The sequence below is a fragment of the Chryseobacterium sp. RLHN22 genome (assembly GCF_051011795.1).
Classification (GTDB): domain Bacteria; phylum Bacteroidota; class Bacteroidia; order Flavobacteriales; family Weeksellaceae; genus Chryseobacterium; species Chryseobacterium zhengzhouense.
In genome coordinates, this window is the sequence record NZ_JBPCHW010000002.1 from 54,729 (window position 1) to 80,505 (window position 25,777).

General features: G+C 34.7%; 23 protein-coding genes. 7 read left to right on the forward strand and 16 right to left on the reverse strand.

Annotated features, from left to right (window positions below):
- Window positions 1–10 precede the first annotated feature (10 nt).
- From ACR1PN_RS02570 to ACR1PN_RS02585, 4 genes are all read right to left on the reverse strand, one after another.
- Window positions 11–1,570 carry a peptidoglycan DD-metalloendopeptidase family protein gene (locus ACR1PN_RS02570; protein ID WP_433978753.1) on the reverse strand — a complete coding sequence of 520 codons (1,560 nt, stop codon included), beginning with the start codon at window positions 1,568–1,570 and terminating at the stop codon, window positions 11–13.
- Window positions 1,567–2,412: a DUF4292 domain-containing protein gene (locus tag ACR1PN_RS02575; RefSeq protein ID WP_433978754.1), complete on the reverse strand. Its 846-nt coding sequence runs from the start codon at window positions 2,410–2,412 to the stop codon at window positions 1,567–1,569. Before ACR1PN_RS02575 ends, ACR1PN_RS02570 begins: the two co-directional genes overlap by 4 nt.
- An 88-nt stretch (window positions 2,413–2,500) precedes the next feature.
- Window positions 2,501–3,517 (reverse strand): sugar phosphate nucleotidyltransferase, encoded by a 1,017-nt coding sequence (locus ACR1PN_RS02580; RefSeq protein WP_378177117.1) that lies wholly within the window; start codon window positions 3,515–3,517, stop codon window positions 2,501–2,503.
- A 26-nt stretch (window positions 3,518–3,543) separates the two neighbouring features.
- Complete coding sequence (locus ACR1PN_RS02585) at window positions 3,544–4,998, reverse strand: lipopolysaccharide biosynthesis protein (RefSeq protein ID WP_433978755.1); 1,455 nt, start codon at window positions 4,996–4,998, stop codon at window positions 3,544–3,546.
- Window positions 4,999–5,119: 121 nt separating this feature from the next.
- On the opposite strand from ACR1PN_RS02585, the gene ACR1PN_RS02590 reads away from it, so the two are divergent.
- Window positions 5,120–6,457 (forward strand): dihydroorotase, encoded by a 1,338-nt coding sequence (locus ACR1PN_RS02590; protein WP_433978756.1) that lies wholly within the window; start codon window positions 5,120–5,122, stop codon window positions 6,455–6,457.
- A gap of 134 nt (window positions 6,458–6,591) precedes the next feature.
- Here the strand turns inward: ACR1PN_RS02590 and ACR1PN_RS02595 are convergent, their stop codons facing one another.
- Window positions 6,592–7,194: an FMN-dependent NADH-azoreductase gene (locus ACR1PN_RS02595; RefSeq protein ID WP_378177126.1), complete on the reverse strand. Its 603-nt coding sequence runs from the start codon at window positions 7,192–7,194 to the stop codon at window positions 6,592–6,594.
- 156 nt (window positions 7,195–7,350) lie between these two features.
- Here ACR1PN_RS02595 and ACR1PN_RS02600 point away from each other — a divergent pair, with 156 nt between their 5' ends.
- A complete protein-coding gene (locus tag ACR1PN_RS02600; protein ID WP_433978757.1) occupies window positions 7,351–7,749 on the forward strand; it encodes a winged helix-turn-helix transcriptional regulator in 399 nt (132 codons plus the stop codon).
- Between the two features lie 73 nt (window positions 7,750–7,822).
- On the opposite strand, the gene ACR1PN_RS02605 is transcribed toward ACR1PN_RS02600, so the two are convergent.
- From ACR1PN_RS02605 to ACR1PN_RS02625, 5 genes are all read right to left on the reverse strand, one after another.
- Entirely contained in the window at window positions 7,823–8,719 is an 897-nt protein-coding gene (locus tag ACR1PN_RS02605) for a helix-turn-helix domain-containing protein (RefSeq protein WP_433978758.1), read from the reverse strand.
- 419 nt (window positions 8,720–9,138) lie between these two features.
- Window positions 9,139–10,140 carry an aldo/keto reductase gene (locus ACR1PN_RS02610; protein ID WP_433978759.1) on the reverse strand — a complete coding sequence of 334 codons (1,002 nt, stop codon included), beginning with the start codon at window positions 10,138–10,140 and terminating at the stop codon, window positions 9,139–9,141.
- Window positions 10,141–10,465: 325 nt separating this feature from the next.
- On the reverse strand, window positions 10,466–12,763 hold the full coding sequence (locus ACR1PN_RS02615) for a GH92 family glycosyl hydrolase (RefSeq protein ID WP_433978760.1): 2,298 nt from the start codon (window positions 12,761–12,763) through the stop codon (window positions 10,466–10,468).
- A gap of 264 nt (window positions 12,764–13,027) precedes the next feature.
- The gene (locus ACR1PN_RS02620) at window positions 13,028–13,708 is read right to left on the reverse strand and encodes a response regulator transcription factor (RefSeq protein ID WP_378177142.1); all 681 of its coding nucleotides are present in this window, start codon (window positions 13,706–13,708) and stop codon (window positions 13,028–13,030) included.
- 12 nt (window positions 13,709–13,720) lie between these two features.
- Complete coding sequence (locus ACR1PN_RS02625) at window positions 13,721–14,971, reverse strand: sensor histidine kinase (RefSeq protein ID WP_433978761.1); 1,251 nt, start codon at window positions 14,969–14,971, stop codon at window positions 13,721–13,723.
- Between the two features lie 150 nt (window positions 14,972–15,121).
- Between ACR1PN_RS02625 and ACR1PN_RS02630 the strand changes: the two genes are divergently transcribed.
- The 3 genes from ACR1PN_RS02630 to ACR1PN_RS02640 all read left to right on the forward strand — a co-directional run bounded on the left by ACR1PN_RS02630 (window position 15,122) and on the right by ACR1PN_RS02640 (window position 17,739).
- A complete protein-coding gene (locus tag ACR1PN_RS02630; RefSeq protein WP_378177149.1) occupies window positions 15,122–15,529 on the forward strand; it encodes a DUF1573 domain-containing protein in 408 nt (135 codons plus the stop codon).
- A 411-nt stretch (window positions 15,530–15,940) separates the two neighbouring features.
- Window positions 15,941–16,822 carry an SDR family oxidoreductase gene (locus ACR1PN_RS02635; RefSeq protein ID WP_433978762.1) on the forward strand — a complete coding sequence of 294 codons (882 nt, stop codon included), beginning with the start codon at window positions 15,941–15,943 and terminating at the stop codon, window positions 16,820–16,822.
- An 89-nt stretch (window positions 16,823–16,911) separates the two neighbouring features.
- Entirely contained in the window at window positions 16,912–17,739 is an 828-nt protein-coding gene (locus tag ACR1PN_RS02640; protein WP_433978763.1) for an endonuclease/exonuclease/phosphatase family protein, read from the forward strand.
- Window positions 17,740–17,742: 3 nt separating this feature from the next.
- Here the strand turns inward: ACR1PN_RS02640 and ACR1PN_RS02645 are convergent, their stop codons facing one another.
- Window positions 17,743–18,429: a response regulator transcription factor gene (locus ACR1PN_RS02645; RefSeq protein WP_378177158.1), complete on the reverse strand. Its 687-nt coding sequence runs from the start codon at window positions 18,427–18,429 to the stop codon at window positions 17,743–17,745.
- Window positions 18,419–19,738: a sensor histidine kinase gene (locus tag ACR1PN_RS02650; protein WP_433978764.1), complete on the reverse strand. Its 1,320-nt coding sequence runs from the start codon at window positions 19,736–19,738 to the stop codon at window positions 18,419–18,421. Before ACR1PN_RS02650 ends, ACR1PN_RS02645 begins: the two co-directional genes overlap by 11 nt.
- A 143-nt stretch (window positions 19,739–19,881) precedes the next feature.
- Between ACR1PN_RS02650 and ACR1PN_RS02655 the strand changes: the two genes are divergently transcribed.
- Entirely contained in the window at window positions 19,882–22,254 is a 2,373-nt protein-coding gene (locus ACR1PN_RS02655; RefSeq protein WP_433978765.1) for an outer membrane beta-barrel family protein, read from the forward strand.
- A 114-nt stretch (window positions 22,255–22,368) separates the two neighbouring features.
- Window positions 22,369–23,073 (forward strand): FKBP-type peptidyl-prolyl cis-trans isomerase, encoded by a 705-nt coding sequence (locus ACR1PN_RS02660; protein ID WP_433978766.1) that lies wholly within the window; start codon window positions 22,369–22,371, stop codon window positions 23,071–23,073.
- Between the two features lie 85 nt (window positions 23,074–23,158).
- Here the strand turns inward: ACR1PN_RS02660 and ACR1PN_RS02665 are convergent, their stop codons facing one another.
- The 4 genes from ACR1PN_RS02665 to ACR1PN_RS02680 are packed head-to-tail and all read right to left on the reverse strand — an operon-like array spanning window position 23,159 to window position 25,690.
- Entirely contained in the window at window positions 23,159–23,803 is a 645-nt protein-coding gene (locus tag ACR1PN_RS02665) for a response regulator (RefSeq protein ID WP_378177167.1), read from the reverse strand.
- The gene (locus ACR1PN_RS02670) at window positions 23,800–24,585 is read right to left on the reverse strand and encodes a sensor histidine kinase (protein WP_433978767.1); all 786 of its coding nucleotides are present in this window, start codon (window positions 24,583–24,585) and stop codon (window positions 23,800–23,802) included. Before ACR1PN_RS02670 ends, ACR1PN_RS02665 begins: the two co-directional genes overlap by 4 nt.
- Entirely contained in the window at window positions 24,561–25,211 is a 651-nt protein-coding gene (locus tag ACR1PN_RS02675; protein ID WP_433978768.1) for a hypothetical protein, read from the reverse strand. The genes ACR1PN_RS02670 and ACR1PN_RS02675 overlap by 25 nt, the downstream gene beginning before the upstream one ends.
- 5 nt (window positions 25,212–25,216) lie before the next feature.
- A complete protein-coding gene (locus ACR1PN_RS02680; RefSeq protein ID WP_433978769.1) occupies window positions 25,217–25,690 on the reverse strand; it encodes a hypothetical protein in 474 nt (157 codons plus the stop codon).
- Window positions 25,691–25,777 lie beyond the last annotated feature (87 nt).

Genomic DNA, 25,777 nt, shown 5'->3' on the forward strand with positions numbered 1-25,777 from the left:
TAATCTTTTTTTAATACGAAACCCAACCCAATGGATCAACTGCCTGACTTCCGTTCCATATCTGGAAATCAAGTGTATAAGTTCCATCGTAGTCTTGTGCTACAGCTCCTACAACCGTCCCTGCAGAAACCTGCTGATTTTTAGAAACGGTATTGCTGCTAAGGTTTGAATAAATGGTAAAATAATCACCATGCTTAATCATAACCGTTTTAGTACCATCTGCAGAAGGAATTACCTGTGAAACTGTTCCCGGAAAAACGGCTCTCGCAGAAGTTCCTTTTGCTACGGAAATTTTTATCCCGTTATTCTCTTCCCATATATTTTTAAAGACCGGATGTTGTTGTTTTCCGAATCTGTGGGTAATTGTTCCTGAAGCAGGCATTGAAATTCTGCCTCTGTTCGCTGAAAAATTACTTCCTGCAGAAGGTGCGGAAACCCCGAAGTTGGTCATTGCTTTCGACTCTGCAGCTTTTTTATCATCTTCTTTTTTCTTAGCTAATGCAGCTTCCGCCTCTCTGGCTGATTTCAGTTTTTCAGCAGCTTCTCTTGATCTTTCATTAGCTTCATCCAAAGCTTTCTTTGCCGCAATTTTTCTGGCTTCATCTTTAGCGCTTGCTTCGGCTTTCGCTGCTTCTGCAGTACGTTTTCTGTCTTCTTCCTCACGTTTTGCTGCAAGTTCAGCAGCTTTTTTTGCTTCAGCTTCAGCTAATTTTCTTTCTCTTTCTAATGCTTCGGCTTTTGCTTTTGCTTCGGCTTCAATTCTTGCTTTTTCTCTTTCTGCGGCAATTTTTGCCAGACGGATTTTCTCGGCTTCGGCCTTCTTCCTCGCTTCTTCTTCAGCTTTTGCAATCCTTAATTCTTCAGCGATAATGGCCTTAATCTGTCCTTCTAAAGCTTTAGACTGAGACTGTTTTTGTTTAAGTTCGGCGGTCAGTTTAGATTCGTTTTTCTTGAATTCTGTCACCAGCTGTTCTTTCTGCTGGCGTTCAACAGCAATTGTCGTTAAATCTTTCTTCTGATTTACCAACAGGTTTTCCTTCTCTACTGCTGATCTTTTTTTCTGTTCGACCGATTTTTTTAATTCCAAAGCTGCATTTGTAATTTCAGCTGCTTTTTTATCCTGATAATCGGAATACTGTTTCAAATACTGTACTCTCCGTAAAGCTTCACCCAGACTTTTTGAGGAAAGAATGAATGTTACTTTATTCTGAACGCCTTTATTTTTATAGGCATTCACCAAAACCTGAGCATAGTTTTTTCTTAAAACTCCCAGCTCACGGTTCTGTCGGTTTATTTCAAGCTGACGAAGATAAATTTCATCTTCAATAAATCTTTTTTCTTTTTGGGTATTGTTATAAACCTTCTCTCTAAGCGCTAATTTTTTATTAACGTTATTTAAATATGATAGTGATAATTTAGATTCATTTCTGGTTTTTGCCAAATCTGAATTTATTTGAGCGATCTGTTTTTTCAGATCAGCATTTTGCTTTTGTAACTGCTCCTTATTTTGTTGGGCATATTGTAATCCGAACAGCAAAATACCTATTAAAAAGCTAATTTTTTTAATCATTTAATCTCAATTTTCTTATAATTGGCTGGAACAGAATAGGGTGTTTCCATCCTCGAAAATTCAAATTTCGTGTTTTCCAGTAAAATTTGGCTGGATTTTGAACCTTTTATAATTATTTTAACATTTTTTGGAAGTTTTACTTCGTTCGGAAAGGTTTCCCAGTTTTCATATACGATTTCAATGGCGTCGTTGGATTTTACGTCCTGCAATTTTACCCAATTCAGGTTAAAATCGTTGGTGTATTGCATTTCGGTTTTATACTCTCTTACAATATCGTTGGTAACAATTTTCTGATTGGTGATTGAGGTAAGCTTGTAGCCTTCCGAATTTTTTACAATATTGGAATTGCTGTTGGAAATTAATAAAAAGGTACGTCCCATTAGCAGTTTTTCCAATGTTTTATAATCGATAAAATTGACGTTTAAAAGATTGTTAAGATAATCAAAATCAGAATCAATATAATTTTTATTATATCGGTCGATAGCTTTGATTCCTTCCGGAGTAATGAGTGCACGTGCAGCAGGAATGATAAGGAAAGAAATATTTGCCCATATTTTTTTGTCGTTTTCAATATAAATGGTTGCATCCAAAGGGCTTACTCTTAAATCGCTCGCTGTGATTTTACTGTTGATTTTTACGTGGTCAAATTTAGGATGAATAAGAATCTTTTCATAGAAAGATAGTCGATCCTGAATATTTTTGTCATCTTTCGGGTCGTTCTTATTGCCGGAATTTTCCACTGTGATACTGTCGTTTTCAGAAGTATTCTGGTTGATTGCCTTTCTGCTTTTACAGGAAAGTATGGTGAGTGTGATAATCAATAAGATAGCCCAATTTTTCATTATGCAAATTTTAATAATCTTTTACAATATTAACGCCAAACCACACAAAGAGTATTGTGTGGCTTTTCTCAACGTTATTTATTTAAATTTATTTCGACAAAAAGTCCAAAACAGAAAAATCTCCCAAAGAAATTTCTCTTGCAACTCCGAAATACTGAGCCGAACTTCCGATCATTGAGTTAGAAAGATTTCCGTGATCGATTACCGTTTTCTCCTGAATCAAAGAATTGTCTATATTTGAGTTGATTACTTTTGTTCCTTTTCCTAAAGAAACATAAGGCCCGATTTTTGAGTTTGAAATTTCAACCCCTTCACCGATGTAGCATGGCTGAATGATCAAAGAGTTCTGAATGTTTGCCGATTGAGGATATTCTGTAAACAGATCTTTTTCATACTCCAGAATTTTTCCGTTGGTTTCTACCGTAGCATTTTTGTTTCCGCAATCCATCCAGTCGTCTACTTTTCCTAGTGAGAATTTAGCACCTTTCTGACGAAGGTTTTCCAATGCAGTTGTTAACTGATATTCACCACTTACTTTAATATCGTTATCCATAATGTGGTTGATTTCATCCATCAATTTTTCCCCGGAGTTAAAATAATAAATCCCGATGATCGCCAAATCTGAAATAAAAGTCTGTGGTTTCTCGATAAAATCTGTAATAAAACCATAATCATCTAATTTTACCACTCCAAAAGCTGAAGGATCATCTACTTTTTTCACCCAAATTACACCGTCTGAATTGGTGTCTAAAGTGAAATCGGCTCTGAATAAGGTATCGGCAAATGCTACCACTACATTTCCTGTCATAGAAGCTTCTGCGCATTTTATGGCGTGTGCGGTTCCCAAAGCAACATCTTGTGTGTAAATACTCGCTTTTGCCCCTAAATTTTCTGCAATTTTTATTAAAGATGCTTCAACTTCAGCTCCGAAATCTCCAATAATAAAGGCTACTTCGTCTATTTTTTCTCCTGCAACTTTAGCAATATCTTCTACTAATCTCTGCACAATTGGTTTTCCTGCAATCGGAATTAATGGTTTAGGAACAGTTAAGGTATGAGGTCTCAATCTTGAACCTTTTCCTGCCATCGGAACAATAATTTTCATATATGATTGTTATTTTTTTATTAATGTTAATTTTTTCTAAGTACTTTATTGATAATCGTTCTTTCGTTATACGCTAAAAATGCGATGAATAATAAGAACAAGCCGTTTCCTATAAAATAATTTTCTCTGAAATACAAAAACGAAACCAAAGAAATCGCAATAGACAGCGAAAGATAGATAAGAATTTTTTTTATGTTATAATGAATAGGGTATTGCGCTCTTCCCCAAAAATAAGAAATAATCATCATACTTGTATAAGTGATGAGTGCTGCAAAAGCACTGGCCCAATATCCGTATTTCGGAATAAATGTAAAGTTGATAAAAATCGTGATTGCTGCTCCGATTAATGAAATATAAAGCCCCACTCTGGTTTGGTCTGAAAGTTTATACCAAATCGAAAGATTTAAATAGATTCCTAAAAATAATGCTCCCAACATAACGTAAGGAATAATGGCAATTCCTTCGTAATATTCAGAATTACCAAGATATTTCTCGGCAATCCATTGAAGATTTACCATTAAACCAACAAAAATTAAACAGTTGCAAATCACAAAAACATCCATCAGAACTGCATAAGTTTTATGATTGTTTTTGTCTTTAAAACTTGAGAAAAAATAAGGTTCAATTCCCAATTGATAAGCCTGCCTGAAAACTGTTATGAATGTAGCAATTTTATAAACAGCACCATAAACTCCGATTTGATGTTTTGCTTCCTCCTTCGGTAATAAATATTTTAAAAACTGTCGGTCTAAAGTCTGATTGATAATTCCGGCCAATCCTGCAACCATTACCGGCCACGAATAATCCATGATTCTTTTCCAAAGATTAAAATCAAATTTTTTGAAGCTAAAATTTACAAATTCCTTTCCTACAATCAATAAAGTAATAATACTTTGAACCAAGTTGGCAACAAATGTATAACCAACTCCAAATTCGGGATTATATTTTATTCCTAAAATTCCATCAGGATATTTTGGTAGCCATTTAATAAAAAATACAACGAGAAAATAATAAGCTAAAGCTCCAATTACTTTTGAAAGCATATATTGAATTGGTTTTCCTTCTAATCTTAATATTGCTGAAGGAATTGTTGCAAATGCATCAATTGAAAGCATAAACAGAAAAATAACCAAATAATTAACCTGGTCAGGAGTTTCAAAAGCATTTGCCAAATCCTGTCTGAAAACATATCCTAAAATTAAATATATAAAACCTGCAGATAAAATGCTTAAAGCGCAGGTAGAAACCAAAGTCTTCTTATCAATATCGCCTTCCTGAGCAAAACGGAAAAAAGAAGTTTCCATACCATGTGTAAGGAAAACGGTAATCACTCCGGCAATAGAATACCAATCGACAAAAGGAGATGAAGCAGACGGTCCGAAAGCTTTTGTAACAATGGGTGCAATAAGAAAAGGAAAAATTCTTACTAAAACCGAACTGAGTCCGTAGACTGCAGTTTGTCCAAATAATTTTTTATACAATTTCAGGTTTTTAAAATGCAAATGTAAATATTAGAATTCACAAATTTCTGAGTTATGCTTAAAAATCATTTTTGAAAATATTAAATTTGTGCAATATCAATCTAATTTTTAAAAGTAATACATGAAAATCCTAATAAAAAACGCCCAAATCGTCAATGAAGGAAAGATTATCCAAAGCGATATTCTTATCGAAAACGATTTGATTTCTAAAATTCAATCCAATATTTCTGAAAATGCAGACCAGATTATCGATGCTTCGGGAAAATATCTTTTACCAGGAGTGATTGATGACCAGGTTCATTTCCGCGAGCCGGGTTTGACCTGGAAAGGCGACATTGAAACAGAATCACGTTCTGCAATTGCCGGTGGAACTACAAGTTTTATTGAGCAGCCAAACACGGTTCCAAATGCTGTAACACAGGAATTATTAGCAGATAAATATGAGATCGCTTCTCAGAAATCTTTCGCCAATTACGGTTTTATGATGGGCGGCACCAATGATAATCTCGAAGAAGTTTTAAAAACAAATCCAAGAAATGTTCCCGGAATTAAATTGTTTTTAGGTTCGTCAACAGGAAATATGTTGGTCGATAATCCGGAAACTCTTGAAAATATTTTCAGCAATACCAAAATGCTGATTGCTGTTCATTGTGAAGATGAAGCAACCATTAGAGAAAACACTCAAAAATATCTTGATGAATACGGCGAAGATATTCCGGTGAAATTTCATCATTTAATAAGAAGTGAGGAGGCCTGTTATAAATCTTCCTCAAAAGCGATTGAACTGGCAAAGAAAACCGGCGCAAGACTTCACGTTTTCCATTTGTCTACAGCGATTGAAACGGAGCTTTTCAGAAACGATATTCCTTTAAAAGATAAAAAAATAACGGCTGAAGTTTGTGTTCATCACTTGACTTTCACCAACGAAGATTACGACACGAAAGGCGGATTAATTAAGTGGAATCCTGCGGTTAAAACACAAAAAGACAAGGACGGACTTTGGGAAGCGTTGTTGGATGACCGAATCGATGTGATTGCAACCGACCACGCGCCGCACACTTGGGAAGAAAAACAGAATGTTTACACCAAATGTCCTTCCGGTGCACCTTTGGTTCAACATTCTTTGGTGGTGATGTTGGAAAATTACAAAAACGGAAAGATTTCTTTGGAAAGAATCGTTGAAAAAATGGCTCACAATCCTGCAATTTTATTCAGAATCGAAAAAAGAGGTTTCATCAGAGAAGGTTACAAAGCGGATTTGGTTTTGGTTGATTTGAATCAAAACTGGACAGTCGAAAAAGAAAATATCCTTTATAAATGCGGTTGGAGCCCGCTGGAAGGAACTGAATTTCATTCTAAAGTTACCCACACTTTCGTCAACGGAAATCTGGTTTACGAAAACGGAAAAATCAATGAAGAAAAATTCGGAGAGCGTTTGCTTTTTGAAGTGGAAGAATAAATTAAAGACTGCAAATTTTGCAGTCTTTTTTGTTTTGCCTCTCGTGGATTAAGCAAATTTCGCAGATGTTGAAGTTGAAAAATCTGCTTTATCAGCTAGATCTGCGAGAGAAAATTTCTAACAATTAATTAAAATCAGTCAATAACAATGCTTTCAATTCCTTTGTTCAAAGCATTTTCCATAATTCCTGGAATTGCCAAACCTTCAGCACGGAAAACACTTACATCCGAAACTCCATAGAATCCAAAAACATTTTTAATATACGGAACATTGGAATCAAACACTTGGAAAGGGCCTTCGGAATAAACATTTCCTGAGGTAAAAGCGATATATAGTTTTTTGTCATTCAACAAGCCTTTTGGTCCGTTTTCGTCATATTTAAAAGTATATCCGGCTCTCGAAGTGAAATCAAGATAAGCTCTCAGCGTTGCAGGAACGGAAAAATTGTACATTGGGGAATCGATAACAATAATATCGGCTTCTTTTAATTCAGAAATCAAATCTTCAGAATATTTGTTGATGGATTGTTGCTCTGTAGAATGGTTTTCAGCCGGCGTAAAAAAAGTATTGATGTGGGACTCATCCAAAAGTGGAGTCGGGTTTGTCGTAAGATCACGTTCTTTTAAGACAGCATCTGAGTATTTTTCCTGAATTTTTTCGATAACTGCTTTTCCTAATTTTCTGCTCGCAGACAAATCTTTTCTAGGACTTGTGATGATGTGAAGTACATTTTTCATATGTAAATAATTATTTTTAAATTTTTTAGAATTGCTTTTCAGCTAACTCATTTTTAATGATTAAAATTTCTACAGCAAAATTATGTACATTTGCTTATCAAAAGTAAGTAGTGAACAAAAGGTTAGTAGTAACCTTTGGGTAAGTTAAAAATCATTATGGAAAATAATATCGAACTGGAAGAGCCGATGACCAAAGCCAGATGTACAGAAAGTCTGTCTTCTGTAGAAGATGCGATTTACGTCATCGGTGGAAAGTGGAAACTGAAAATCATCATTGCATTGCAGGAACACGGAAGCATTCGGTTTAACGAGCTGCAAAGAATCGTTACCGGGATTTCTGCAAGAGTTCTGTCGAATGAACTAAAGGATCTGGAGCTGAACGGTTTTGTCAAAAGGGTCGTGCACGCCGAACAGACACCTGTCGTGGTAGAATACCTTTCCACAGATTACAGCAGAACTTTAAAACCGGTGATTATGGCACTTTCTGAGTGGGGAAGAACGCATAAAAAAAACATCAGGGAAGATGTTTTCGAAAATACTTTAGCCAAAATTTAAACTCTCGCAGATTAAGCAAATCAAGCAGATGAAAAAAATTGCGTAATCAGCTCAATCTACGGGAGAAAAAATATCAATTAAACGACTGCCGAAATTCTAACGGCGACAAACTCGTCTTCTTCTTAAACAACGTAGAAAATGACTGCGAATGCTCAAATCCCAGTTCATAAGCAATCTCACTTACCGATAATTCCGTTGTAGAAAGTTTCTCTTTCGCTTTGCTGATGAGCTTTTCGTGGATGTGCTGTTGTGTATTTTGTCCGGTATGGATGCGCAAAAGATCACTCAGATAATTCGGGGAAAGATTCATCGCTTCAGCAATTTGATAAACGGTCAACAATCCTTTTTCGGAAGATTCTTTATCAAAATAATCATTCAGAAACTTTTCAAATTTAGCCAAAAGCTGATGATTTCCACTTTTTCTGGTAATGAATTGTCTTTCATAAAACCGCTTCGAATAATTTAAAAGCAACTCGATCTGCGACAAAATAATTTCCTGCGTATGCTGGTCGATATGCTCACATTCTTTATCGATTTTATTTAGAATTTCAAGCAGGTTATTTTCTTCATCTTCAGATAGATGCAGTGCTTCATTCACGGCGTAAGAGAAAAATCCGTAAGAAGAAATTGTATTCGCCAAAGAATGTTTCAGCAGAAAATCCTCGTGAAAAATCAAAAGATAACCCGTATTTTCACAATCCATCGTTTTCAAATCGAGATATTGTACCTGATTTGGCGCCGTAAAACTCAGCACACCCTTATCATAATCGTAATGCTGCTGTCCATATCTTATTTTTCCGGTCGCATTCCGTTTCAGGGCAACACAATAATATCGGCTCACAAAGCCCTTCCACACGTCATCTTCAATGAAAACACTTTCCGAAAGATTCACCACGCTCACCATCGGATGCTTTGGTTCCGGAAGCGAAAGCAGCCTGTGAAAAGCCGAAATAGATTTTATCGTGTTCATAATTTGAAATTCTAAATATTAAAGATAGTTATTATTTGACTCCGTCGAACCACTTTGTTAGGTTTGGGCGCCTTTATCCGTCTTCCACTCCCGCTTTTTTGCTCCACTTCGTTCCGCAAAAAGAGCTCCGTTCAAGCCGGGGCGCAATCGTATTGCGTTTCAACTTTGTATTTTAATTTAAAGATTTTTTAAATTACTAGTCTTAGATTTTCAACATTAAGAATTGAAGGTTTTTAAGCGTTATTCTTAACAAATTTAATCAAGAATTAATTTATTAATTCTTAACTCATTTAACTGTAAGATATTCTTAAATTCTTAATGTTGAAAAAAAGTAATAAACAAAGTTTATTCAAGTTAAGATTATTAAGTAAACTTTAAAATCAGCAAAATTGGCTAAATCAGCGAGAATTTTTAAAAATTTAATAATCCAAAAGTCCCATTCCAAACTCATCATAAGTTGCTCCAGTATCCGTTCCCAAAGGCACAATACTTTCCAGCTTTTCAATGTCAGATTCGCTCAGTTGGATAGTTGCCGCTTCAATATTCTGCTCAAGATATTTTCTGCGTTTCGTTCCCGGAATCGGAACAATCCCTTTACTGATAATCCACGCCAAAGCTAGTTGGGAGGACGTAATTCCTTTATCCTTCGCCATATTTTCAATGGCTTCCACCAATTCGATGTTTTTATGAAAATGTTCCCCCTGAAAACGCGGAATCCCTCTTCGGAAATCATTTTCCGGCAAATCGTCAATCGTTTTGATATTTCCGGACAAAAATCCCCTTCCCAACGGAGAATATGCCACAAAACCAATTTCCAGTTCGTTCAGCGTTTTAATCACGCCTTTTTCTTCAACGGTTCTTTCAAACAGAGAATATTCACTTTGAACTGCCGAAATCGGATGCACAGCGTGTGCTCTTTTCACCGTTTCAGAACCAACCTCCGACAAACCGATATAACCGATTTTTCCTTCTTTCACCAAATCGCTCATTGCTCCAACCGTTTCCTCAACCGGAACATTTTTATCGAGACGATGCATATAATAAAGGTCGATGTAATCGGTTTTCAGATTTTTCAAAGAACGTTCAACCGACTTTTTCACATAATCTTTACTTCCGTTGATTTTCCACGTGACTTGCTCATTATCATCGATTTCCCAACCGAATTTTGTCGCAATAATATATTGGTCACGATTGCCTTCAATAGCTTTTGCAATCAACTGCTCATTTTTAAAAGGACCGTACAAATCGGCAGTGTCGAGAAAGTTTCCGCCCAATTCCAAAGAACGGTGAATAGTTGCAATCGCTTCCTGCTCATCCGTTTTCCCATACATATCGGCATCGCCAAAACCAGTCATTCCCATACATCCCAAACCGATATTCGGAATAATTAATCCCTGATTTCCTAATTTTACTTTTTTCATTTTGTCTTGATTTTTAATAAAACAAAGTTGATGAGAAATCAAAATTTGGATGTATGCAAAATGAAGATTGTCGTATGCAAAATACGGATTGACTTTCTATTTAAGATTTCATATTCAAAAATTCAAAATTTGCGTAATCTGAAAAATCTGTGAGAGAAAAAAATCAACCTTTTTTGTCATTTCGACAAAGGAGAAATCTTTAATGTAAAATAGATTCTTTATTCTGCATTCGCTTCATCCCGAATGACAAACTATGAAAATATTATATGATTTTCTTTGTGAAATTCGTGTAAAATATTCGTGTAATTTGTGTTTAACCCCAAAACTATTTTTTCGGTTTAGAAGACATATAAAAACTCAGTTTTCCACCATTCATAATCTCAGAATGTTTCAACGTAAAGTTTTTAATTTCCTTTCCATTCAAAAGAATTTTTTGAACATACACATTCTTCGCACTTTGATTGATCGCTTCAATTTCAAATGTTTTTCCGTTTTCTAAATTCAAAACAGCATGATCAATTGCCGGACTTCCAATCGCATAATCTTCCGAACCGGGAGCAACAGGATAAAAGCCAAGCGAGCTCAAAATATACCATGCGCTCATTTGTCCTGCATCGTCATTTCCGCCCAATCCATCCGGACTTGCTTTGTATTGCATTTCTAAAATCCTTCTGATCTGTGCCTGCGTTTTCCAGGGTTGTCCTGCCCAATTGTAAAGATAAGCCACATGATGTGCCGGTTCATTCCCATGAACATATCCTCCGATAATTCCTTCCCGTGTAATATCTTCCGTATCAGCAAAAAACTCATCAGGCAAATGCATCGTGAACAGTTCATCCAGTTTTGAAACGAATCTTTTCTTTCCGCCCATCAAAGCAATTAATTCATCAGGATTTTGAGGAACGAAGAAACTGTAATTCCAGGAATTTCCTTCGATGAAGCCTTGTCCGTGCGTACTCAAGGCATTAAAATCTTTCTTAAAGCTTCCGTCCGATAAACGAGGACGCATAAATCCGACTGTTTTATCAAAATTATTTTTCCAGTTTTCAGAACGTTTGATGAACTGATTGTAGATCTCCGTTTCTCCCAAATGTTTCGCCAATTGGGCAATAGCCCAGTCGTCGTAAGCATATTCTAAAGTGTTCGAAACTGAAGTTCCGTTTTTCTCAGAAGGAATGTAGCCTAAATCAATATATTGCCCGATTCCTTCGTAATCTCTTTTGTTTGCCGTAGCAACGCAGGCTTTCAAAGCTTCTTTGGCATCACCACCGTAATTTCCTTTAATGATTGCATCTGCAACCACACTCACACTGTGATAACCGCTCATACACCAGTTGTCGTTCGCATAATGCGACCAGATCGGCAACATTTTCATTGAAAACTGATCATAATGAGCCATCATCGATTTTACCATATCACCATTTCTTTTCGGCTGAATGATATTAAAGAAAGGATGCAGCGCACGATATGTGTCCCAAAGTGAGAACGTTGTGTAATTCGTGAAACCTTCTGCTTTGTGAGTATTTTGATCTAAACCTTTATACTCGCTATTCACATCCATGTACGTTGTTGGATTGATGAAAGTGTGATACATTGCTGTGTAAAAATTCGTTTTTTCGGTATCAGAACCTTTGATGACGATTTTATTTAATTCTTTATTCCAGTTTTGCTGAGTCTGCGCTTTTACTTGGTCAAAAGATAAATTTCCGGCTTCTTTTTCTAAATTTTCCAATGCATTGGCTTGACTTACAGGTGATATTGCCAATTTAACTTCAATAGCTTCATTTTCATTGGTGTCAAAATCAAAATACATTTTCAGATTTTTTCCTGCGATCTCAGGGAAGTTTTTGGTTTGGTCGAATTTTCTCCAAAATCCATTGTAAACCTGTTTCTCATCATAGTTTTTCTGACCGTAAGATTTAAATGGCTTTGAAAATTTCATCGCAAAATAAATGGTCCTTGTTCTTGCCCAACCGTTGGTTTGACGGTAACCAGTAATTGTATTTCCGTTTTCCACACGAATGTAAGTCCAAACGTTTTTTCCCTCATAATTGTAAATTCCGGCCATCAGATCCAGAATGATGTGAGCCTGATCTGATTTTGGAAAAGTATAGCGATGAACTCCAACTCTTGTTGTGGAAGTCAATTCAGCCAAAATATTGTGATCATCCAGTTTTATTTTGTAATATCCTGCTTCTGCGGTTTCATTTTGATGTGAAAATCTGCTTTTGTAGCCACTTTCAGTATTCGTTGCTGCTCCAGGGTTCAATTGAAGATTTCCTACGGTTGGCATTACAAGAAAATCTCCAAGGTCTGAATGTCCGGTTCCGCTGAAATGTGTTGAACTGAAACCAACAATAGTTTTGTCTTCGTAACGATACCCTGCACAATATTTATAAACATCACCGTTGTATTTTCCATTCATTTCATAAGAAATAGTATCGGTTTCAGGACTTAACTGAACGGCTCCAAATGGTGCAGTAGCGCCGGGATAAGTATGTCCCATTTTTTCTGTCCCGATCAACGGATTGACATATTGATAGAGTTTTTCGAATTTTTGAGCGTTAAAATGTAAACTAAATAATAATAGAAATAGAAAAATAGGATGTCCTGATGTTTTCATATATGAATACTTTTTCGGAAAGTAAATTTAGATAAAATTGAAGAATAATTATTTATGGCTTTTATTTGTTTAAAATGGGAAAATTGATTGTTGGTTAATCACAAAGACGCAAAGCTTTTTCATCTGTGTGGTGTTTTTTAAGGCGCAAGAAAAATCAAAGATATTCAGTAAAGCAGTGATGGTAAGTTTTATCGAAGATAAAATCCTTTCATCTTAACAATATTTTAAATTAAATTTTACGTCTTAGCGATTAACCAAAAAAAATTATTTCTCAGAAAAACGAAATCCAATCCCATGCAGATTTTCGATGACAATACTTTCTTCATCAGCAAATATCTTTCTCAGCCTTGAGATAAAAACATCCAGGCTTCGTCCCATGAAATAATCGTCATCACCCCAAATTGCCTTCAGAATGTCCTGTCTTTTCAGGACAGAATTTTTGTGACTTATAAAATAGAAAAGTAAATCAGATTCCCTTTGGGTAAGAGTAATTATATTCTGTGAATTATGTAACGTATAGTTTTTAGGATCAAAATCATATTTTCCAACCTTAAATCTTTGCGGGAAAGATTCTGTTTTTTTTGAACGTTTTAAGAAGACTTCAATTTTTAAAATCAATTCTTCGATGCTGAAAGGTTTTACCAGATAATCATCAGCGCCGATTTTTAATCCTTTAATTCTGTCTTCTTTTAAGGCTTTAGCCGAAGTGAAAATAATGGGAATTTCAGCATTCCTGTTTCTGATTTCCTGAGCCAGATCAAAACCATTGATTTCAGGCATCATGATATCAAGAAGACACAGGTCAAAATCGTTGGTAGCAAAAGCTTCCAATGCAGACTTTCCGTCAGAATAATGCTTAATTTCATAATAGTTTTCCAAACTGTCCTGAATAAGGAAAGCAATGGTAGGATCGTCTTCTGCATATAAAATTTTAGATTTTTCCATCATGTATGCAAATTAATTAAACGGAATAAATAGGGTAACCGTAATTCCTTTATCGCTGTTGTTTTCAACATATATTTTCCATCCGTGCTGCTGCACTACTTTTTTTACGTAAAATAAACCCAGTCCGAAACCGTTGATTTCATCACTTTTATTTGCATTTACCCTGTAAAACTTATCAAAAATATAATTGAGACTCTTAGCAGGAATTCCCATTCCATTGTCTTTAAATTTTAAATATAAGCCTTTTGTGTCTTTATCAGACGAAATCATAATTTCCGGCTTTGTTTCGCAATATTTGATAGAATTTTCTAAAAGATTGAAAATGATATTGGTAAAGTGAAATTCATCCGCAACAATTGAAATGGTATCTTCAATATTTATTTTGATCGAAACATTTTCATTTTTATGTTTAATATTTTCGACAATTTCCTGAATGAAAGGCAGTAAAATGATTTTTTGCGGTTTTAACGACAATCCCGAAGCATCATTTTTAGCAATATTCAGTATTTTTTCGATATGGTTATTCAGTTTAAAACTTTGGTTGATGATAATAGATGTATAAGTCTTTAACTTCGAATTCTGCTGAATAATTTCCTGTTTATTGAGCGATTCCGAAGCTAAAAGTATTGATGACAAAGGTGTTTTAAACTCATGCGTCATGTTGTTGATGAAATCACGCTGTAATTCTGAAAATTTCTTCTGCTGAATGATTGTGTAGATTGAATAAACATACACTAAAAGAATGATGATGAGGGCAAAAGTCAACAGATACCAAAAACGTAGAGAACTGATGAGATAAGTTGTTTTATCAGGAAAACGGATTGAAAAATAATATGTAAGATTTTTATGCTTCGGAAACTGAATTACCTTTTCGCTTGGTTCTTCCTGATGACTGCTCATGTATTTCCCGTAAACCATCTGGTCGCTGTGGCAATTGTACAAGGCATAAACATAATCTGTATTAATCTGAAATCTTGTAAATTCTGTTTTCAGATAATGCTCCAAAACTGCAGGGTGAAATTCATTATTGATATTTACTACGTAATAATCGTTCGCAATAATCTGAACCGGGTTTTCCGTGAAAGAGCTTTTTCCTTCAGACATTTTTTCGACAACCTCCATCAAGGCGATATTTACTTTCTGATTAAATTTTCTGTCCTCAAGATTATAAGCCTGCTTTGTCCATAACAATTGAGCTATCAAAATTCCGATGATAGCGACCAGGCCAAGGCTTATAACAATATTGAGTTTCTTGATTTCCATTTTCAGAAGCAATATTATCCAAAAATATTTATAATTTTTTTACTGTTAACAACTCGTTAACAAATGTTTGATAACGATTAACAATTTTCAACTGCAATCTGTTCTACATTTGTAACAACAAAAAATAATATTTGATTTAAAATTTACACTATGAAAAATCTTAAAATTACAGCAGTTCTTGCAGTTATGGCATTTTCACCATTTTATGCAAATGTATTTCCGGTAACACCTGCTTCGATTGTAAAAACAGTAAAAGCTGCAATTACATGGAAGTCGGAGTCGATTGATGTAGGAACTATTCCTCAAGGAAAACCAAAATTGATCAGATTTGAATTTACAAATACCAGTTCAAAGCCGATTATTATTGAAAATGTAGCACCATCTTGCGGATGTACAACTGCAGATTACACAAAAACGCCTATTCAGCCAGGCAAAAAAGGCTTTGTTGAAGCAAGTTATAATGCAGCTGCTACAGGGGCATTCATGAAAACGGTAAATGTTACGACAAGTGACAGCAAAACACCTAAAACTCTTTCTTTCAAAGGAATTGTGAAATAATTAATTTAATCTTGTTCAATATAAAACAGCTTGATAAATTTTTTGTCAGGCTGTTTTGTTTTTATTTGAAGCTATTTCAACCTATCCACTATATTTTTTTGTTACGGCTTTCTCCCAAGTTTAGGGATCCAGCCACAACAAAAAAGCATGCCGTTTCTATCTGGGCTTGCGAACTTGCGACTGTTATAATAAACTAAACCTCATAGGTTTTTGAAAACCTATGAGGTTTGAATCCGCGAAGTTGATAACAAAATATAACCGACAACTTTTATAAACTTTTGAATTCTTTTCCACCATAAAATCTTTTGATTCTTTTGCGGTAAAACCAGAATAATTATTTACAGCATCATTTCTTAATTCATTTTAAAGCATCACATTTTAATATTTATTATTTTTAAGAAAAAATAAAATATGAATCTTTATACACAACCGATGTTGCGTGAAGACGCTCTGAAGGATAAAGTTGCCATTGTCACGGGTGGTGGAAGTGGTCTCGGGAAAGCAATGACCAAGTATTTTCTTGAATTAGGTGCAAAAGTGGTCATCACATCGAGAAACTTGGAAAAACTTCAGGTTACGGCAAAAGAACTGGAAGAACAGACGGGCGGGAAAGTTCTTTGCGTTGCCTGTGATGTAAGAAATTGGGATGAAGTAGAGGCTATGAAAGAGGCTGCATTAAAAGAATTCGGAAAAATTGATATCCTTTTAAATAACGCAGCAGGAAATTTCATTTCGCCAACAGAAAGATTAACACATTCTGCATTCGATTCTATCTTAGATATTGTATTAAAAGGAACAAAAAACTGCACACTTTCCGTCGGAAAGCATTGGATTGATTCAAAAACTTCCGGTACGGTTTTAAATATTGTCACAACTTATGCTTGGACAGGTTCTGCATACGTCGTTCCATCCGCTTGTGCGAAGGCAGGAGTTTTAGCGATGACAAGAAGTCTCGCTGTTGAGTGGGCAAAATACGGAATTCGTTTCAACGCAATTGCTCCGGGACCTTTTCCGACTAAAGGAGCATGGGACAGATTGCTTCCGGGAGATTTGCATGAAAAATTTGATATGCGGAAAAAAGTTCCTTTAAGAAGAGTTGGAGAACATCAGGAACTGGCGAATCTTGCAGCATATCTAGTATCCGATTATTCGGCTTATATGAACGGAGAAGTTGTGACCATCGACGGTGGTGAATGGCTTCAGGGTGCAGGAGAATTTAATATGCTCGAAGATATTCCGCAGGAAATGTGGGATGCTCTGGAAGCAATGATTAAAGCAAAAAAGTCGAATTAAAATACAATTTAACAAATATAATCATCACAATAAAGCTTCTCTCTGAAAGAGAAGTTTTATTTTTGTTCCGTAATTAAAATTAAACCCTAATGAATTTCAGATTTTCAGCTCTGTTTATGCTTGTTTTTGCATGGAGCTTTTCTCAGAATTTAAAAGTAATGTCATTCAACATCAGGCTCAATGTAGAGTCAGATAAAGAAAACTCCTGGACGAACAGGAAGGAGGATGCAATTGATCTTTTAGCATATTATCATCCCGATTATTTCGGAGTTCAGGAAGCGCTTCCTGAGCAAATGAAAGATATTAAAACCGGATTGAAAAATTATGATTATGTCGGGGTAGGAAGAGATGATGGTAAAGAAAAAGGAGAATTTTCTGCTATATTTTACGATACCGAAAAATTGCAAGTAGTAAAGTCAGGAACATTCTGGCTTTCGGAAACTCCGGAAAAACCATCGAAAGGATGGGATGCTGCTTACAACAGAGTTTGTACGTATGCTGTTTTTAAGGATAAAAAATCAAAAAAAGAATTTCTGGCAATGAATCTACACTTTGATCATGTGGGAAATGTGGCAAGAGTGAAATCTGCAGATCTGATTTTAAAGAAAATTAAAGAGATCAATCCTAAAAATTTACCTCTAACGTTAAGCGGAGATTTTAACTTGACAGACGACACGGAACCTATAAAAATAATTTCTCAAAACCTAAAAGACAGTTTCTATAATTCTGAGAAAAAACCTTATGGTCCTAAAGGAACATTTACGGCGTTCAATGTAACCGAAGTGCCTCAGGAAAGAATCGATTATATTTTTGTGAAAGGCTTTAAGATAAAATCTCAGAGACACATTAACGACAGAAGAGAAAATCTGCTGTATCCTTCAGATCATTTCCCGGTTTTGACTGAACTGCAGTTTTAAAAATTAATTCTCCGGAAAATCAATTTCAAATCCAATTCCTCGCAGGGATTGGATTTTTATTTCGGAATCATGTTGAAAGTATTTTCGCAACCGACTGATAAAAACATCAAGACTTCTTCCTGTAAAATAATCATTGGTTTCCCAGAGATTATCAAGAATATCATCACGTTTTATGGTTTTGTGATTGAATTTTAAAAGATAAAGCAGCAATTCATTTTCACGAATGGTTAGCCTGATTTTTTCTTTTGGGTGAATAAGCAGGAGCTTTTCTGTATCTAAAATATAAGTTCCGATCTTGTGTTGAGTAACTGTTTCAGAAGCTAATGTTCTTTTCAGAATATTTTTAATTCTGAGAATAAGTTCTTCCGGGTCGCAGGGTTTTGCAATATAATCATCGGCTCCGATTTTCAGTCCGGTTAAACGATCAATTTTCTGATTTTTTGCCGTTAAAAACAAAAGCGGAAAATTAGGTTTCGCTTTTAAAATCATTTTAGCCAAAGAAAAGCCATCAATATTGGGCATCATAATATCTAGAATTCCAATATGGAAATTAAAACCGGTCTGCAAAATAGAGACAACATCCTCAGGATTCTGAAACCACGAAACTTCAAAATCTTCCAGCTCGAGATATTGTTTTAGAATCATCCCAAAGTCTGAATCGTCTTCTGCCAGTAGAATTTTAATGCTCATAAGGAATTGAGATTTTAAAAGTTGTTCCTTCTTTTACTACACTTGAAACGTCTGTTTTACCGTTGTACTTTTCAATAATTTTCTTCACGAAAAATAAACCTAAACCTAAACCTTTACTGTTATGGATATTATTCGACTGTATTCTGTAGAATTTTTCAAAAATATTTTTCAGTTCTTTTTGCTCAATTCCGTTTCCATTGTCTGAAACTATGATTTCCAGCTTGTTTTGAATGGTTTTTAAATCAATTTTAATTTGTGATGCTCCGTATTTTACACTGTTTTCACAAAGATTTTTAATCACTGTTTCCATTAATTTTTTGTCAAACGGAAGTTCTGATAAAACCGAATTTTTTAGTTCAAAGCCAGTTTCAGGATAAGTAAATGCTAAATCTTTTATGAAAAAATCCCAATCTTTTGGCTGTATTGTCGAATTTTCTTCTTCCGATTCTTCTGCGTGAAGCTGCAGCATCAAATCTTCCAGTCTCGAAATTTGTCGATCTATTAATGGGAATATTTCAGGACTGTATTCTTTTTTTAATGTTTTTGAAGCAATTTTCAACGTGGCGATCGGAGTTTTGAATTCATGGGAAATATTGTCGACTACTGTATGCAGAACTTCAACCTGCTTTTGTTGTTTAATTAAATTTTTTATTGTGAAAAGATATAAAAGTAAAACGCTTATAAGTAACGCGATACAGCATAAAATAAGTAATGTGAGTTCTTTAAAAACAATGTAATTAATGTTTAAGATCTCAAAGTCGGTCTGGCTTTTTACAATAAAAGAATCATTTTTATCAGGTTTTTCGCCTTTTTCCGAAGTCGAAGTCGATGAGGTTTCCCATTTTCCGGTTTGCGAGATTCCGGGTTTTACAACTTTGTTTCTTGTTTCATAAAGAATGATAGGTTTGTCAATTAATTTTGTGCTGTCCGGAATGGAAATTACCGATAAATACACGATTCTTGTAGCAACCTTATAGCCTTCTTTTTCAAATTGATGGTCAATGTAATCGCTGAGCCTATTTTTTGTTTTATTTCTATGCTCGTCAAAATAACTTAAAAATTCTTTTTTGCTGATTTCTTTATCTGCAAATTTTGCAAGAACATCTTTTGAATCATTACTTTTATGTACGTTGAGTTCTCCCAAATCTTCCAAATTATCTATATACTTGGTAATTTTAGAAAGAACGCTTGCATAAATATCACGCTTCTTTACCTGATAGGTTTTGTACATGAAATATACCTGAATTCCCAGCAAAAGCAGAAATAAACCGGCAAACAGCCAAACAAGATATTTACTTTTTGAAATCATTAAGGCAAATATATATAATTAGTAAATGCGCTTTTATCATTAACCTCGCGTTAACCTTCCATTAACCCAAATTCTCGGCTGCAAGAAAGAATTTTGTACCAGTAAAATCAAACACAATTGAATTAACTTTAAAAATTACTGAAATGTACAAATATCTTTTATGCCTTATTTTTCCTGTTTTAGTTTTTTCTCAGTCCCAGAAAATCTCTGGAACCGTTTTGAATGCTGAAAAACAAAAACTCGATTCTGTGAAAGTTGAACTGTATAATTCTGAAAATATTTTAGTTGAAAGTATATTCACGAATTCAGCGGGAAATTTTTCATTTGAAAATCTTTCGACACAATCATTTAAGCTTAAAATTAACGATGAAAAATACCTTTCATTTGAAAAATTGGTTGATGCTAAAAACGATAACGAGATTTTAAGTATCATTTTAAAAAACAATCAGAAAGACATTGAAGGCGTAACATTAACCAAGAAAAAGCCTTTAGTAAAAAGAAAAGTTGACCGACTGGAATTTAATGTTGAAAATTCAAATATTTCGTCACTTAACGCTTGGGAAATCCTCAAGAAAACACCGCAGGTGACCATTAATAATGATGTTCTGGCCGTAAAAGGTGGCACTTCAGTTTTGATTACCATCAACGATAAAAAAGTGATGATGACTGGTGAAGAACTCAAGAATCTTCTTGAAAATACTCAAGGTGATGATGTGAAATCTGTGGAAGTGATTACCAATCCGCCTGCAAAATATGAAGCGGAAGGAGGGGCTGTTTTAAACATTATCATGAAGAAAAATAAAATCGAAGGCTATCGCGGAATTCTTTCTTCAAAATATATTCAGACCCAATATGCAAAAGGAGTTGCAGGTCTTTCACAATATTATAAAAAAGATAAGCTTTCGTTAATGGGAAGTTATTTCCGGGGAACAGGAACTTACTACAGAGAAGAAACGGGATATGTAAGTTATCCTGAAGACGGTACAACGTGGATTAATACGATGAACCGAAAAGACAAAGCTAAAAACCAGAATACAGTAAATTTTAATGTTGAATATGAGATAGACAGTCTTACAACAGCAAGTCTAAATTATTCGGGGTATTTTAATCCAAGATCTTTTGGAACATACAATGTTCCGACTGTAATTTATAATTCTCAAAACATTGCTGAATCAGATTATACCACCATTAATGACCATCATTCGCGAACAATCAATAACTCGTTGAGCTTTCAGGTTGACAGAAAACTGAATAAAAAAAGCAGCCTTTCATGGATAAATTATTTTACGGGGAATAATTCAACGAAATATCAAAATGTTCTTACTTATCTGAATTTTGCCAATCAAAGTCCTCGGGAAACGAATTTTATGACAGACAATAAGAGCGATGTCCAACTATATTCCACACAATTTGATTATCAGTGGAAAGGTGATAAAATGGAATTGGAAGCTGGGACAAAATACAGTTTTGTAAAAACCGACAGTAAGCTGGATTTTTCAGATAACGAAAACGGCTCATTTCAATACAGACCGGAAAAAAGCAGTCTTTTTGATTATAAAGAACACAATTTTGCAGTCTATACTTCATTGGCTTACAACATCGGTAAATGGAATTTCAAAGGCGGACTTCGTGCTGAAATGACAGATCTGGAAGGTATAGTGTCTGAGCCTTATGAAGTAAATAAAAATAATTACTGGAGTTTATTTCCGACGTTTTACGCACAGTATACCACAGAGAATAAGCATGAATTTGGTTTTTCATACGGGAAAAGAATCAGCAGACCTTCATATTCATGGTTGAATCCGGCAAAATCTTACTACAATTTATTCTCCTATTATCAGGGTGATCCGAAGTTGAAAGCAACCATTATTCACAATTTAAATTTCACTTATTCATTTAAAAACTGGAATGTCGATTTTTACTACCGGAAAGAACTTTTTCCTTCAATGGAAATCTCTTTCCAGCAACATGAAAACAATAACCTGGTTTATTATTACACCAATATTGAAAAAGGAGAGGCTTTTGGAATGAGTCTTTACAAAAATTTTGAAATCAAACCTTGGTGGAATTTAATTGTCTCTGAAAATATAGAGCACAATGAAAATTATTTCACGGGAATTGATGGCGCTTTAAACAAAAATCAGATCTGGAACTTAGTTTCGACTATCTCTACAAGTTTTACTTTAGATAAAAGCTCAGATTGGAAAATGGAGGTTGGTCATAATTATTATTCTCCGGCGATCCAGGGAACGTTCCGAATTTCCAGTCAGTGGTCTGCTTATTTTGTAATGAACAGAAAATTTTTCAATAAAAAACTGGAAGCAGCATTTATTTTTAATGATATCTTCCGGTCTACTCAGCAGAAAATAAGTACAAAATATGGCAATCAGGACAATTATTTTTTAGATTATCAGGATACACAGGGGTTTACTTTTTCACTTAAATATAATTTCGGAAATCAGTCGGTGAAAAATACGAAAACTATTAAGAAGGCTGATGAACAGGAAAGGTTGTAGTTTTGCCCAAATTCTTCCGATTTTAAAAATTTTTAACAGAAAAAAAATTGTAAAGCAGGGAAGTTTGTACAATTAATGATAGATTTGCAGCAATTAATGGTAAATAAAAATCAAATGAAAAAACAGATCATTGCATTATTTTGCATATCAATATTCAGTATTTCTTGCGCTCAGAAAAATGAAGGAAAGAGCGACAATAAATATACAGACGAACAAAAAGCTTCCTATTATATAGGCTTAAATATTGCTCAGAATATGAAGCATGAAGGCTTCAAAGTAGATGCAGATCTTTTGGCTCAGGCTATTAAAGAAGAGATGGCAGGAACCAAGAAGCTTATGCCTGCTGAAGAAATGAATACTTTCATGCAGGAATTCATGCAGAAGCAGAATGAAAAAAAGCAATCTGAGGCTTTAGCACAAGCAGGTGAAAATAAGAAAAAAGGACAGGAGTTTCTTACAAAAAATAAATCTAATCCTAAAGTGAAAACTACAGCTTCAGGCTTACAATATGAAGTATTGCAGGAAGGTGACGGTAAAACAAAACCAAAAGCAACAGATGTGGTACAGGTGAAATATACCGGAAAACTTTTGGATGGAACTGTTTTCGATTCTACGGATAAAAACGGCGGTAACGCAATGGATATCAACCTTGGAGGCGTAATTAAAGGGTGGACAGAAGGAATCCAACTGATGAGCAAAGGATCTAAATACAGATTCTATATTCCTTCGGATCTGGCTTATGGAGATCGTGGGGCAGGAGCTGCAATTCCGCCAGGGTCTACCATTATTTTTGATGTGGAATTAGTAGGTATAAAATAGTTTATGCATTTACAATAAAAATAAAAATAGAAAAAGAAGCTGAGAAGCTTCTTTTTTGTTTTAATCATAAGCATTTGATGATTGCTTATGATTCTGCAAAACCATTTCGAATAGCAAAAACGGCCAAGCCGACTCTGGTTTTCAGATCAAGCTTTTCGCAAAGCTGATCCCTGTAGCTTTCAACAGTTCGCGGGCTGCAATGCATTTTTTCGGCAATTTCTTTATAACTTAGCTCAGTAACGGTATAAGTAAGAAACTCTTTTTCTCTTTCAGAGATTTTCACTATTTTTTCATTAGCATTATCACCGTTCATGCTTGAGAAAATGATTTTTGAGGCCCATTCCGGATAAAAGAAACCATCACTGCTTAGTTTAGAAAGTGCATTTTCAAGATCTTTAGGATGGGTGTTTTTCAAAAGATAGCCTTTAGCTCCGCTTTTAATCATCTTTATCACACTGTTGTCATCTCCCTGCATGCTCAGAGCCATTATTTTTATTTCAGGATGGTTTTGTTTCAGCCATAAAGCTGTTTCAAACCCATTCATTACCGGCATACTGATGTCGAGAAGAATAATGTCGGGAAGCTTTCCGGTGTTTCTAAGTTTTTGGATGAGGTCTTTACCGTTTTCAGCAACATCAATAACTTCAAAATCTGTAAAGTTGTCGATAATTCCCTGGAGTGCCTTGGCGATAAGCAGATGATCGTCAACAATTATAATAGTCTTCTTCATGGCTGTTTTTTTAACTTAATTTCAATAGAAGTTCCTTGGTTTTCAGAACTTTCAAGACTGAATTCAGCTCCGATAATCGTAGCTCTGTTCTTCATATTGGTAAGACCGATGCCATTGGAAAGAACTTTTTCAAGATCAAAGCCAACTCCATTGTCCTTTATTTTCAGTTCCCAGAGGTTTTGTTCGGAAGTATTGAGCTTAATGAAAATATTTTTACATTGTGAATGTTTGATGCTGTTCTGGATAAACTCCTGGGTAATTCTCAACAAAACATTTTTGTGAACAAAATTCAGGTCGATGCTCTCGAAATGATGTTCAAAATGAATTGTACATTTTTTCAAAATATTAGCATTGTCTACTTCTTCCTGAATTAAGGTTGTAATGTCTTTTTGGTTGATATTGTCATCCGTCAACGTTTTCGAAAGACTCCTTAAATCCTGCAGAGACTGATTGATAATTTGTGATACCTGATCAATTTTTTCTGTTTCTCCTGCGATTTTATTTTCATACAACAATTGCTGAGTATAAAGGCTTGCTAAAGTAAGCTTCTGACCGATATTATCATGAAGTTCACGACCGATTTGCTGCATCGTTGCCTGTTGAATTTCGAGTTGGGTTGCTAAAAGTTCCTTTTGATGAATTTCATTTTTAAGCTGAATTTCATTGAGGTATTCTATTTTTCGCTGTTTATATTTTCGGATATAAATCATCACAGCGACAATAAACATCGCAAAAAAGATGTTGAATATTATAGTCGTTAAGAATAATTCTGTTTTCCCCATATAAATGAACTTGCAAATAACAGATACATAATAATTCCGGAAATAAGAAAATAACTGAAATAAAGTCCCCAGATTTCCTTATGTTCTAATAACTGGAAATAAAATGTCCAAAAAGGCAGTGTTCCTATATAAAACAAAGTTACACCAAGATTGATATAAAACATCCTGTTTTTGGCAAAATTTAAGATGTTATCTGAGTTAATCTGTTTATAATATTCCATAATTACCAAAAACATCAAAAGCAGACTTCCTAATGTATAATTGAAAGAAAAAATATGCTTGTTTTTTACAAAATAAAGTTCATTTGGGATGAATGCCAACAGGAAAATTGCGGAAAATATAAAAAACAACTTTTTATTTTTGAGAGACTGATAAGCGTAAAGCCAGTAAAAAAAAATAAATTCTATGGGAATGACGAAGTAATTGAAGAATAAATTTTTCGGGTAAGAAATATAGTTTTCTGCAAATTTGCCGAACATTTCACAGCAGAAAATAAAAATCAGGAATATTGAAAAATATCGGTACTGACTTCCTCTTGTTCTTCTGAAGAATACAATAGATGCAAGAGCAGCAAGACCTTCTGCGAAGATCATGCTACTCTGTAAAAAAAGTTGAAAATCATTCATAATGATTAATAAGACTCTACTATTGAGGTGTTTGGAGGAACCAGAGTACCATGGTTTAAAGCCAATGCGTTAGTTGGTAAACCTGCAACTGCCAGACTTTCACTCGCATTCTCAATCGGATTGAAATCGTAATTAAGATTGTTCAGTTTTTTAGTTGGAATCATCACCAATGTATGTCTTTTAGCGTATTCTGCCGGGACGGAAGATTCTGGTACTGCAGGATATGCTGCATAATAAAAACGGATTCCAAGATCTGTATCTTTTACATTTTGATCAATTAACTGCGCATGAGCCTCAATTTCTGCAACAAAGTTTTTTAATGTCGGAAGATCAAACCAAACAGAATGTGCGTCTTCGATATTAAGACTTTCATTAATAGCCTCAAGCTGATTTGACCGATAATTGTCAACTAAACTCTGAATAAGTTCAGTAGGGATAAGATTGTCCATGCTTGTGTTGTGATCATTTTGATTGTTCATGTTATTAGGTTTTATAGGATAATGTTGTACAAATTTGCAAAAAAATAACCTTAAAACCTTCCGTTTTTTAGTATAAGTCCTGTCTTT

Bases quoted from the DNA above. Each gene is read 5' to 3' on its own strand.
- ACR1PN_RS02570 (WP_433978753.1), bottom strand. From the start codon at position 1,570: ATGATTAAAAAAATTAGCTTTTTAATAGGTATTTTGCTGTTCGGATTA.
- ACR1PN_RS02575 (WP_433978754.1), bottom strand. From the start codon at position 2,412: ATGAAAAATTGGGCTATCTTATTGATTATCACACTCACCATACTTTCC.
- ACR1PN_RS02580 (WP_378177117.1), bottom strand. From the start codon at position 3,517: ATGAAAATTATTGTTCCGATGGCAGGAAAAGGTTCAAGATTGAGACCT.
- ACR1PN_RS02590 (WP_433978756.1), top strand. From the start codon at position 5,120: ATGAAAATCCTAATAAAAAACGCCCAAATCGTCAATGAAGGAAAGATT.
- ACR1PN_RS02595 (WP_378177126.1), bottom strand. From the start codon at position 7,194: ATGAAAAATGTACTTCACATCATCACAAGTCCTAGAAAAGATTTGTCT.
- ACR1PN_RS02600 (WP_433978757.1), top strand. From the start codon at position 7,351: ATGGAAAATAATATCGAACTGGAAGAGCCGATGACCAAAGCCAGATGT.
- ACR1PN_RS02605 (WP_433978758.1), bottom strand. From the start codon at position 8,719: ATGAACACGATAAAATCTATTTCGGCTTTTCACAGGCTGCTTTCGCTT.
- ACR1PN_RS02610 (WP_433978759.1), bottom strand. From the start codon at position 10,140: ATGAAAAAAGTAAAATTAGGAAATCAGGGATTAATTATTCCGAATATC.
- ACR1PN_RS02615 (WP_433978760.1), bottom strand. From the start codon at position 12,763: ATGAAAACATCAGGACATCCTATTTTTCTATTTCTATTATTATTTAGT.
- ACR1PN_RS02620 (WP_378177142.1), bottom strand. From the start codon at position 13,708: ATGGAAAAATCTAAAATTTTATATGCAGAAGACGATCCTACCATTGCT.
- ACR1PN_RS02625 (WP_433978761.1), bottom strand. From the start codon at position 14,971: ATGGAAATCAAGAAACTCAATATTGTTATAAGCCTTGGCCTGGTCGCT.
- ACR1PN_RS02630 (WP_378177149.1), top strand. From the start codon at position 15,122: ATGAAAAATCTTAAAATTACAGCAGTTCTTGCAGTTATGGCATTTTCA.
- ACR1PN_RS02635 (WP_433978762.1), top strand. From the start codon at position 15,941: ATGAATCTTTATACACAACCGATGTTGCGTGAAGACGCTCTGAAGGAT.
- ACR1PN_RS02640 (WP_433978763.1), top strand. From the start codon at position 16,912: ATGAATTTCAGATTTTCAGCTCTGTTTATGCTTGTTTTTGCATGGAGC.
- ACR1PN_RS02645 (WP_378177158.1), bottom strand. From the start codon at position 18,429: ATGAGCATTAAAATTCTACTGGCAGAAGACGATTCAGACTTTGGGATG.
- ACR1PN_RS02650 (WP_433978764.1), bottom strand. From the start codon at position 19,738: ATGATTTCAAAAAGTAAATATCTTGTTTGGCTGTTTGCCGGTTTATTT.
- ACR1PN_RS02655 (WP_433978765.1), top strand. From the start codon at position 19,882: ATGTACAAATATCTTTTATGCCTTATTTTTCCTGTTTTAGTTTTTTCT.
- ACR1PN_RS02660 (WP_433978766.1), top strand. From the start codon at position 22,369: ATGAAAAAACAGATCATTGCATTATTTTGCATATCAATATTCAGTATT.
- ACR1PN_RS02665 (WP_378177167.1), bottom strand. From the start codon at position 23,803: ATGAAGAAGACTATTATAATTGTTGACGATCATCTGCTTATCGCCAAG.
- ACR1PN_RS02670 (WP_433978767.1), bottom strand. From the start codon at position 24,585: ATGGGGAAAACAGAATTATTCTTAACGACTATAATATTCAACATCTTT.
- ACR1PN_RS02675 (WP_433978768.1), bottom strand. From the start codon at position 25,211: ATGAATGATTTTCAACTTTTTTTACAGAGTAGCATGATCTTCGCAGAA.
- ACR1PN_RS02680 (WP_433978769.1), bottom strand. From the start codon at position 25,690: ATGAACAATCAAAATGATCACAACACAAGCATGGACAATCTTATCCCT.